The following is a 9791-nucleotide window of genomic DNA, read 5'->3' as shown; positions in this document are numbered from 1 at the left end:
CCCCGCGTCCGCGGCGTCCGCGCGCACGACGTTCGCAAGGTCCCCGATGGGATGGAACGTCGGCTCGACGTCTGCATCGGCATATTCCAATATGGGATCGAGCATGGCCACGGCATCGTTCAGATAGGCCGTCATCTCGGCGAGCTCGTCGGTATCCAGGGCGATGCGCGCATATTCCGCAATGCCGCGCACGTCCGTTTCGGTGAGTGCCATAGGCGCTCCTTCCGCTTGCGTACGAATGTTCACCATTATAGACATATGGCGGCCGCTTTATTGCGATGGAGCAAGCACGGGCATCGCGCGCGTCGCGGCGCATGGCCCGCTGGGTCGCACCCCCCCAGCGGGCGCAAAAAACCGCCCCATCCATTTCCGTACGGAAACGAAAGGGGCGGTTGATGGGACCCGCTGACCACCCGGGTGCGACGGCCCCGGGCAAGACGGCTAGAAATCGAACACCGGCAGCAGCGATGCCAGCGCCTCGGAGGCGCGCGAGCCGTCCGCGCTCACCTGCAGGCGGTCGCCCTGGCGCGCATCGAGCCCCATAAGCCCCATGAGGTCGCGCGCCGAGACGCGCTCCCGCGTGCGGTCGAGGGCTACGATGATCTCGCACGGCCATCTGCTCGCCTCGGCGGCGATGCTCGTGGCAGGCCGGGCATGCAAGCCCGCGGGATCGGTGATTTCATAGACAAACGTCTGCATGGGCGTCCTTTCGAAGGATATGCTAGCGCGCGACCCGCAGCGCGGCGGCGCCAGCCTGAATCTCGGCGTTCGCATCGGCCGCGAGCTCGACCGACGAGAAGGCGGCGGAGTTCGATACGGCAACGATGACGCAGTCCTTATACCCCGCCGCGGCGATCGCCGCGCGGTCCATCGCCAACAGCGGCTGGCCCGCCACCACGCGGTCCCCAGCGGCCACATACCCCGTGAACCCCTTGCCTTCGAGATTCACCGTATCGATGCCCACATGCACGAGCACCTCGATACCGTCGTCCGACTTGATGCCGGCCGCATGGCCCATGGTGACCGTGACCTCGCCGGAAACGGGCGCGCGCACCACATCGGACGCGGGCCAGACGGCGCAGCCGCGACCCAGTACCTCGCTGGAAAACACCGGGTCGGGCACCTCGGACATCGCGACGAGCGTTCCGGTCACCGGAGCGCACACGATGCCCGCCCCCGCCTGGACCTCGATCGTCGCGGGCGCCTCGATGGCGACCCGAGATTCCTCGCGCTTCGACGGCGCGTCCTTCTTCTTGAACACATCGAACAAACCCATGGCACATTCCCCAATCATATGAACCGTTTTTCCTGCACGGCGGGCTCTCCCGCGAACCGCAACCGAACGGCAGGCCTCCTATCGAGCAGCAGCCGCCTGCTTATCCTCATCGCGGTAGGTCAGCCAGGTGCCCACGAACGAGATGGCCATGGCGATAAGGATGCCCACCACGAGCCAGATCACGTTGGTGACGCCCTCGGCACCCGAGGGATCGACGAAGATCGGCAGGCCCAGGATGCCGGAGAACCCGGAGGTGAACTTCTTGACGCCCATCAGGCCCACGAAGCCGCCGCCGATAGCCGAAGCGATGCAGCTGATGATGAACGGCTTCTTCTTGGGCAGGGTCACGCCGTAGATGCAGGGCTCGGTCGTACCGAAGAAGCCGGTGATGGCGGCGGGCAGCGCGATCTGCTTGAGCTTGGAATCGCGGGTCTTCAGGAAGATCGCGAACGTCGCGGCGGTCTGGGCGAAGGTGCACACCTCGCGACCGGACAGCACGGCGTCGAAGCCCAGGACGGAAAGGTTGGTAAGGACGATGGGAACACATGCCCAGTGCAGGCCGAAGATGACCATGACCTGGTAGACGCCACCCAGGAACGCGCCGCACAGCAGGCCGCCGACCATGGGGATCTCGTAGATGCTCTGGAGCAGCAGCGACAAGCCGTTGGTGACGATCGAGGCCACGGGACCGATCGCGAGGTAGGTCATGGGCACGGTCACGAGCAGCGTCGCCATGGGCACCACGAAGAATCGGATGGCGGACGGCGTAGCGGACTCGAGCTTCTTATAGAGAACCGAGGCGAACCACACGGCCAGGACGACGGGGATGACGCTCGAGGTGTAGCCGGACTGCGGCATGATCACGGGCAGCCCCAGGAACGTTGCGTAGTAGCTCATCTCGAACGGCGTGCCCGCGAGCACGGAGCCCAGCGCTTCGGCGGTGGCGCCGATGTTCACCATGGCCGGGAAGCACAGCGCGGCGCCGATGGCCGCGCCCACGAACTCGTTGATCTTGAACTTGCGAGCGGCGGTAAGGCCCAAGAAGATCGGCAGGAAGTAGAAGATACCGTCGGCAAAGGAGCAGATCACGGTGTAGGTTCCGGAGTCCTTGCTGATCCAACCCAGGAAAGCGGCGAGGCTCAGCAAACCCTTGGTCATGCCGCCCGCGGCGAGCACGGGCAGGACGGGCTGGAGGATGCCCGAGATGAGGTCGATGGCGACGTTCATGAAGGTCTGCTTCTTGGCGGGCGCGTCCTCGTCCACCGAGCCGCCGGCGTTCAAATCGCCCGCCGCGACCACGGCATCGTAGACCTCGTTCACGTGCGGCCCGATGACGACCTGGTACTGGCCGCCGGCGTGCATGATCTTCACCACGCCGTCGGTCGCCTCGAGCACCTCGTCGTTCGCCTTCGCCTCATCTTTGAGCTTGAAGCGAAGACGGGTGATGCAGTGGCCGATGCTGTCCACGTTGGCGCTGCCGCCCACGTTTTCAAGGATGACGCGTGCGAGGTCATCGTACGTTCCTGCCATGGATACGTTCCTTTCTCATCAAGGAAAATACGTTACGAACTATGCTCGACCGCACGGCACGGGCCCGGCGCCGGCGATATGAGACCAAACAAACGTTGCGAGCCCGCCGCGCTAGCGCAGGCGGTTGACGTGCATCATGAGGTAGAGGAGCTCCTCATCGGAGCAATTCCAGCCGTAGGCGGAGCACAGGTGCTCGTCGATATCGCGCGCGCATGCGTATGCCTCGGGAAATTCCCGGGAGGCGCGCCGGAACAGGCTGGAGTTCTGCGTCTGCTTGCCGCCGCCCTGCATGAGGCGGCGCATGAGGAAGCGCATGTGCGCGACGAAGCGCACGTATGCATAGGATGTGCGATCGAGCTCGATGCCGAAACGGCGCTCGATGATCTGCGTGGCGCGCTCGATCGCCGCGGTGCTCTTCATGACGACGTCCATATCCTGCACGGACCCCATGCCGTCGAGCTCGGCGTTCACCAGATGCAGCGCGATCGAGACGGCCTCGCAGCCAGGGAGCTCCGCCCCCGTGCGCCCGCGCACGATCTCGATGCCGCGGGCGCCGAGCTCGACCTCGCGGGGGTACACGAAGCGGACCTCGTTCGCCAGGGGATTCTCGAACACGATACCGTCGGCGGTTCGCTCGATGGCGTACTGCAAGTGGTCTGCCAGGGTGAATGCAAGGTTGCCCGAAAGCGCGCAATCGAGGGATTCGGCGGCCATGGCGGCGATATCGGACGCCGCCAGCAAGACGTCGTCGGACACCGACTGCAGAACCGCCCGATACTCCTCGTCCACGTGCGCGAACACGCGCTCGACCACCGACTCGTCCTCGAGCTCATACGGCATGCGGGGAAACCCGACGCCCTTGCCGAAGACAACAATCTCCTCGCCGGCGCCATCGGACGCCAGGGCCACGTTGTTGTTGATTTTCTTCAGGATGAGCATGAAAAAACTCCTCGGAACATCGCTGCGCACGAACCGGAGCCACCAGGCCCCCGCATCTTGGTGCGCAAGTGATGCCTCCCGAGGAGTAACAACCTTGCTGTAGCCATGGATGGTAGAACAGGGCCCGCAATCGCTCGGTATATCACACCGCAAACGGTAGGTATTTCACGGCGAGCGGTATGTTAGCACACGACGAACGGACGCGCGCCGCCCTGTGCCCGCCGGTCGCGATCTGCGCCGCGCGCAACGGAACGCCTCCGCGGACATCGCCGGCGGGCGGGCGGTTGGATCCGCCCTACCCATCCAGGCAGGCCCCGTTCGTCGCGATGATGCGCTGATACGCATAGAACGAATCCTTCCGGCGTCGCTCGTACGTACCGGTGCCGTCATCGTATTTGTCGACATGGATGAACCCGTAGCGCTTGCGCATCTCGCCGGTGCCCGCCGACACCAGGTCGATCGGCCCCCACCAGGTGTATCCGATAAGGTCGACTCCGTCGGCCACGGCCTCGCCCATGGCGCGCACGTGGCTCTCGAGGTAGGCGATGCGGTACGGATCGTGTATCGCCCCGTCCTCCTCGACCTCGTCGAAGGCGCCCATACCGTTCTCCACCACCATAAGCGGAATCTCGTAGCGCGCGTAGATCTCGTTGAGCGCGATGCGCAGGCCCGTCGGATCGATCTGCCATCCCCAGTCGGTGCTCTCCAGATAGGGGTTCTTGCCGCCGAACGACATGTTGCCCGCCGTCTGCTCGTGGTCCCCATGCGTGCCCACGGTTGCCGACATGTAGTACGACAGCGTATAGAAATCGACCGTGCCCGCAGCGATATCCTCAAGATCGCCCGGGCGCACATCGAGCTCGATGCCGTGCTCGGCCCAATAGCGCTTCGCGTAGAACGGATAGCGTCCGCGCACCTGCACGTCGGAGCAATACCAGTTCATGCGGTTCATCTCCTGCTGCGTCGCCAGCACGTCGACGGGATCGCACGTGGCCGCGTAGGAAAGGATGAAGCAGTCCATGTTGCCCATCTTGAACTGCGGATAGCGCTCGTGCGCCAGGCGCACCACGCGGGCGGACGCCACGAACTGGTGGTGCAGCGCCTGATAGCACTGCTGCGGCGTGACCACGACCTTCGAACCCGGGCCCTCGTAGCCTCGGATCATCGAGGTCTCGAACAGCGCCCCCATGCGCGAGGTGCCGCAGTTGATCTCGTTGAAGGTGAGCCAATAGCGCACCTTATCCTGATAGCGCTCGAACACCGTGGCGCAATAGCGCTCGAACAGGCCGATGAGCTCGCGGCTCTCCCAGCCGTTATAGAGCTCGACCAGGTGGTAGGGCATCTCGTAATGCGACAGCGTCACCAGCGGCTCGATGCCGTGAGCACGACAGCACTCGAACACGCGGTCGTAGAACGCCAGACCGGCCTCGTTGGGCGCGGCGTCGTCCCCCTGGGGAAAGATGCGGCTCCATGCGATGGACATCCGGAACATCGTGAAGCCCATCTCCGCGAACAACGCGATATCCTCCTCGTAACGATGGTAGAAATCCACGCCATCGTGGTTGGGATACAGCACGTCGGGCTTGATGTCGATCGTGATCTCGCGCGGCTTTCCGTAGCCGCCGCCGGTGAAATGATCGTCGACCGACGGCCCGCGGCCATCGACGTTCCAGGCCCCTTCAAGCTGGTTCGCCGCCGTGGCGCCGCCCCAGAAAAAGTTCTTCGGAAACCGCATGGCAGTCCTCCTTGGCTGCTCGGACGCGGCCGCACCTTTCGGCCGCCCTTCATCGCACATCGTGCCAGCGCGACCCTGTGTCCGCAATAGAGATCATCGAATCCGATACTTATTTTCCAAGCTCATGATGATGGGCATGGTATTTTTGATACATTCTGATACCACCGTAGGATGAAAGGCGGCCCCTATGGATATTCTGCACCGCATCGAGCACGCACGCGGCCTCACGCCGGTCGAGCAGCAACTCGCCGCCACGGCGCTCTCCCTGGCCGACCGCCTCGAAGCCTACAGCATCCAAGCGTTCGCCGAAGCGGCCCACGCCTCCATCCCCAGCGTGCATCGGTTCTGCAAGAAAATCGGGCTCTCGGGCTACAAGGAGCTCAAAGTCGAGTTCGCCCGCGCGCGGACGGGGCGCGACTCCCGCGAGGCGCCGGTCGACATCAACTTCCCCTTCGCGGCACACGACGACGCGGCCGCCATCCTCGACCGCATGAATTCCGTATACGAGGAAACCCTTCGCGATACCCGGGCGCTGCTCGACCCCGATGAGCTCGACCGCGCGGCGGCCCTCTTCATCCAAGCCGACCGTATCGACATCTACACGCAGTCGCACAACCTCTATCCCGCCCAGATGTTCTGCAACCGCCTGCTTTCATGCGGTATGCCCGCCGCCTGCCACGCCGACGTAGAGCGCCAGATCTGGGGCGCGCTCGCCTCCGACGATCGAAGCGCGGCGCTGCTCATCTCGTACTCCGGCATGGCTCCCAATCTCGCCACGCTCTTACCCATCCTCGCCGAGCGCCACGTCCCCACCGTTCTCGTGGGGACGCCCCGCGCCGCGCGGCTCAACCCCGGCCTCGCCCATTACCTGCATGTCAGCGACCGCGAGGACCTCCAGCAGCGCATCACGCAATTTGCCAGCCATATAGCCGTGCAATATGTGCTCGACTCGCTCTTCGCGCGCATCTTCGCCGGCAACTGGGCGCGCTGCGAGGCATTTCTGCTGCACGCGCTTCCCCGTACCAAGCTGCCCGCGCTCAGTCGAAGCGAAGCGGAGCTACCGCGCTAGCACAAGATCAGTACGCCAGGTGCGCGTCGTCGGCCACGAGCAGAGTTTCATCCAGATAGCGACGGGCGAGCCAGCGCGCCATGGGCAGGTTCTGGTCAAGATAGTTGCCGCATTCCTCGGGGCGGGCGCCCGGAATCTCGCCCTCGAAATCGCGCACGAACTCGAACAGGCCCGTGACCAGCGGCAGGATATCGCGAGAAGCGACCTCGCCGAACACCACCAGGTAAAAGCCCGTACGGCACCCCATGGGACCGAAATAGACCACCCGACTCGACCACTCGGCATGGTTGCGCAGATAGGTGGCGCCCAGGTGCTCGATGGTATGGAGCTCGGCGGTGTTCATGACCGGTTGGCGATTGGGCGCCGTCAGACGCAGGTCGAACGTGGTCACCACGGCCCCGCTTGCGGGATCGCGGTCCACGCGCGATACGTACACGCCCCGCTCGAGCACCAGGTGGTCGACGGTGAAACTGGCGATCTTTTCCATGTCCTGCATGATGCGCTCTCCTTCACATAAAAACGGCTGCATCAGATTCTACTCCGACGCAGCCGTATCCCCTACCCTATTCCGATCGTTCCTCGCATGGCTGGAGTGCCTTCCCCGAGCCAAAGCGGGGCAGGCGGCGTTCCCGCAGGGCCTCGCCCAGCTCGTGCACGTGGTCCCACGAGATCTCTCCCACGACGTCGATAACGGCCGACGAGATCGTCACCGTGATCAGCGACCAGGCGATGCGCTCGACCGGGATATAGCTGAGCGACAACGCGAGAACGGACAGGTCGGTAAACAGATAGCAGCGCCCCACGCGCCAGCCGGTCACCTTCGAGATGGACAGGGCCAAGGCATCGTCTCCGCCGGCCGACCCGCCCTGGCGCACGACCAGACCGACGCCCACTCCTACGAACAGGCCGCCCAGAATAGCCGCGATCAGCGGGTCGCCGCTAAAATCGGGCAGCATGGGCGGAAAGCTCTCCCACACGCGATAAAACCCGGCAACCGCCGTAGTGGCGATGGCGGACCAACCCAGAAACCCGCCGCCGAGAAGCTTGAACGCCACGGCATAGCAGATGATGTCCAAAACCGGCGACGCGATGGACGAGGGAACGGCAAACCACTTGTTGAGAAACAGCATGAAACCGATAACGCCGCCCTCGGTGATACCCGTGACCTCGTGAATGTTGTGGACGCCGAATGTAAAGATGGCAGCGCCCAGCAGCACGATGGCCAGCTTCTTCAAAAAGCGCGCCGCACGGAGGCGGCGCATATCCCTAGCCTGTCCCATGACGATAATCCCCCTACGATGGTTTGCCCTTCCAGCGTATCCAACGAGAAAAATGCGAACAAGGCTCGACCAGCAGAGTACACGACAGCTCCATATGTCCGATTTCGGACTATTGGCAATGGTTTTGGTTTCCAACGGCGAAACTGAATAATAATTCCCATCTTCTGCATATAGATAATGGACATCCGTTTTCATTGTCGACCACAAGGCCCTGAACGCCGGATGCAATGGCAGAAATTGCACATTTTGAGTCTACGGCAGCGTTGCGAAGGGGTTCTGCGGGCACCTGGAGAGCCCCGCCCTGCCGCCCGGACGGCAAAACGCCCTCGCATTTCGAGTTTTGGCCGCCGAAGCATACCTTTTACTTCACATCTGTAGAGCAAAACGCGGGTCCCCGAATATACATTCGGGGACCCGCGTCTTCGAAAGACTCATTTTTTTGCTTTTACTGCCACCGGCGATGCCGAACGGTACGTCTGGCTATGCCTTCGCGCGCGCAGCGGCGATCCGCGCATGAATAACGCCGAGAACCACGCCCAACAGCGCGGGCAGGACCCATCCCATGCCAAGCGACGCCAGCGGGATCGCGTCGAACGGCAGCCAAGCGCCCGTGAAGAACGCGTCGCGCACGCTCGTCGCCACGCTCACCAAAGCGGTAAGGCCCACCACCCAGGGCCAAAGCTGCGGGAGCCGGTCGCATGCCGTATGCAGCAACCCCATGAGCACCAGCACGATGGCAATGGGATACATGGAATTGAGCAACGGCACCGAGAACGCCAGGATGGCATCGAGGCCGAAATTGGAAACCACGCAGGAGAACACCGCGAAGCCAAGCGCCCACATCTTGTACGGAACACGGGGGAACACGCCGGCGAAATACGTTCCGCAGCAGCTGATGAGGCCGATGCAGACGTTCAAGCAGGCAAGCAGGAAGATCGCGGCGACAAGCACCAAGCCCACGGTGCCGAAATGCAGGGACGCGGAAGCGCTCAAGATGGCGGCGCCGTTGGTAAGCTCCGGCTGCGCGACGCTCAGGTTGGCGCCCACCGCGGCGAGGCCGCAATAGATGAGCGCCATGAGGATGCCGGCGAACAGGCCCGCGCGCGACACCTCGCGCGTGAGGCCGGCGTCGCTCGTTACGCCGAGCTCGCGGATATTAGTGGCGATCACGATGCCGAACGTGAGGCTGGCCAGCAGGTCCATGGTCTGGTAGCCCACCAGGAATCCCTGCATGCCCGCACCCTGCGCGTACGCGCCCTGGGCTGCGGCCACGCCCTCGGGGGCCGGGCTGAGCAGCGCGGCGCCCGTGACGGCGATGATGAGCGCGATGAGCGCGGGACCGGTCACGCGGCCCAAAAGATGCGTCAGGCGCCCAGGGTGCATGGCCAGCAGGTACGCCGCCACGAAAAATGCGATGGAAAACGCCAGGCGGCCCGCCTCGAGCGGAACCCCGACGGGAAGCAGGGGCTGCAGCATCTCGAACGACGTCGAAGAGGTGCGCGGGATCGCCAGGCAGGGGCCGATCGCCAGGTAGACGGCGGCCACGAACACGCTTGCGAGTACGGGGTGCACGCGCGAGGCTAAATCGCGAATGGTTCCCGCAAGCGCCACTGCTATGATGCCGAGCACGGGCAATCCGATACCCGCCAGCAGGAATCCGACCATAGCGGGAACGCCTTCGGAGCCCGCCTGGAAGCCGACGCGCGGAGGCAGGATGAGGTTTCCCGCGCCGAAGAACATCGAGAACAGCGTGGCGCCCACCAGCACAGATTGACGGGGGCTCAAAGCCTGCTTGTCCATAGCCGCTCCATTCACGTCGTGATTCCGCCGAAGTATTAGGGAAGTACTCTATCAAACTCCTCCTGCGCGATGGGTACAAACTTCTCGATGACCCCCGTTGTTAATAAGAAGGGACCATCGCCCGCCGTTTCGCGTCCTATAAATGAGATAGTTTTGGTAGCA

General features: G+C 63.6%; 10 protein-coding genes. 1 reads left to right on the top strand and 9 read right to left on the bottom strand.

Features of this window, described 5'->3' with window-relative positions; all coding sequences use genetic code 11:
* The 6 genes from I2E26_RS07100 to I2E26_RS07075 all read right to left on the bottom strand — a co-directional run.
* Positions 1 to 213 (bottom strand): aspartyl/glutamyl-tRNA amidotransferase subunit C (locus I2E26_RS07100; protein WP_195420172.1); only part of this gene is annotated, 213 nt, incomplete at its 3' end.
* Between the two features lie 228 nt (positions 214 to 441).
* Complete coding sequence (locus I2E26_RS07095) at positions 442 to 699, bottom strand: HPr family phosphocarrier protein (protein WP_195420171.1); 258 nt, start codon at positions 697 to 699, stop codon at positions 442 to 444.
* Between the two features lie 22 nt (positions 700 to 721).
* Positions 722 to 1276, bottom strand: coding sequence for a PTS glucose transporter subunit IIA (locus tag I2E26_RS07090; protein WP_195420170.1), 555 nt, complete (start codon positions 1274 to 1276; stop codon positions 722 to 724).
* Between the two features lie 78 nt (positions 1277 to 1354).
* On the bottom strand, positions 1355 to 2806 hold the full coding sequence (locus tag I2E26_RS07085) for a PTS transporter subunit EIIC (protein ID WP_147588469.1): 1452 nt from the start codon (positions 2804 to 2806) through the stop codon (positions 1355 to 1357).
* 111 nt (positions 2807 to 2917) lie between these two features.
* Positions 2918 to 3745 carry a PRD domain-containing protein gene (locus tag I2E26_RS07080; protein ID WP_147588468.1) on the bottom strand — a complete coding sequence of 276 codons (828 nt, stop codon included), beginning with the start codon at positions 3743 to 3745 and terminating at the stop codon, positions 2918 to 2920.
* Between the two features lie 295 nt (positions 3746 to 4040).
* Complete coding sequence (locus I2E26_RS07075) at positions 4041 to 5480, bottom strand: glycoside hydrolase family 1 protein (RefSeq protein WP_195420169.1); 1440 nt, start codon at positions 5478 to 5480, stop codon at positions 4041 to 4043.
* Positions 5481 to 5667: 187 nt separating this feature from the next.
* Between I2E26_RS07075 and I2E26_RS07070 the strand changes: the two genes are divergently transcribed.
* The gene (locus I2E26_RS07070) at positions 5668 to 6549 is read left to right on the top strand and encodes a MurR/RpiR family transcriptional regulator (protein ID WP_195420168.1); all 882 of its coding nucleotides are present in this window, start codon (positions 5668 to 5670) and stop codon (positions 6547 to 6549) included.
* Between the two features lie 7 nt (positions 6550 to 6556).
* Here I2E26_RS07070 and I2E26_RS07065 read toward each other — a convergent pair whose 3' ends face one another.
* From I2E26_RS07065 to brnQ, 3 genes are all read right to left on the bottom strand, one after another.
* Positions 6557 to 7036, bottom strand: a complete 480-nt coding sequence (locus I2E26_RS07065) for an S-ribosylhomocysteine lyase (RefSeq protein WP_195420174.1) — start codon at positions 7034 to 7036, stop codon at positions 6557 to 6559.
* A 76-nt stretch (positions 7037 to 7112) separates the two neighbouring features.
* The gene (locus I2E26_RS07060; RefSeq protein ID WP_229056483.1) at positions 7113 to 7829 is read right to left on the bottom strand and encodes a YitT family protein; all 717 of its coding nucleotides are present in this window, start codon (positions 7827 to 7829) and stop codon (positions 7113 to 7115) included.
* Between the two features lie 480 nt (positions 7830 to 8309).
* Entirely contained in the window at positions 8310 to 9629 is a 1320-nt protein-coding gene (brnQ, locus tag I2E26_RS07055) for a branched-chain amino acid transport system II carrier protein (RefSeq protein WP_195420167.1), read from the bottom strand.
* Between the last annotated feature and the right edge of the window lie 162 nt (positions 9630 to 9791).

Origin of the sequence: Collinsella sp. D33t1_170424_A12, from assembly GCF_015554865.1 — a bacterium.
Lineage (GTDB): Bacteria > Actinomycetota > Coriobacteriia > Coriobacteriales > Coriobacteriaceae > Collinsella.
The sequence above is the reverse complement of the archived record's forward strand: the minus strand, read 5'-3'. Positions and strand labels throughout refer to the sequence as shown.

Excerpts from the sequence above, each read along its gene's own strand:
- I2E26_RS07095 (WP_195420171.1), bottom strand. The coding sequence starts at position 699 with ATGCAGACGTTTGTCTATGAAATCACCGATCCCGCGGGCTTGCATGCC.
- I2E26_RS07070 (WP_195420168.1), top strand. The coding sequence starts at position 5,668 with ATGGATATTCTGCACCGCATCGAGCACGCACGCGGCCTCACGCCGGTC.
- I2E26_RS07060 (WP_229056483.1), bottom strand. The coding sequence starts at position 7,829 with ATGGGACAGGCTAGGGATATGCGCCGCCTCCGTGCGGCGCGCTTTTTG.
- brnQ (WP_195420167.1), bottom strand. The coding sequence starts at position 9,629 with ATGGACAAGCAGGCTTTGAGCCCCCGTCAATCTGTGCTGGTGGGCGCC.
- I2E26_RS07085 (WP_147588469.1), bottom strand. The coding sequence starts at position 2,806 with ATGGCAGGAACGTACGATGACCTCGCACGCGTCATCCTTGAAAACGTG.
- I2E26_RS07090 (WP_195420170.1), bottom strand. The coding sequence starts at position 1,276 with ATGGGTTTGTTCGATGTGTTCAAGAAGAAGGACGCGCCGTCGAAGCGC.
- I2E26_RS07075 (WP_195420169.1), bottom strand. The coding sequence starts at position 5,480 with ATGCGGTTTCCGAAGAACTTTTTCTGGGGCGGCGCCACGGCGGCGAAC.
- I2E26_RS07080 (WP_147588468.1), bottom strand. The coding sequence starts at position 3,745 with ATGCTCATCCTGAAGAAAATCAACAACAACGTGGCCCTGGCGTCCGAT.
- I2E26_RS07065 (WP_195420174.1), bottom strand. The coding sequence starts at position 7,036 with ATGGAAAAGATCGCCAGTTTCACCGTCGACCACCTGGTGCTCGAGCGG.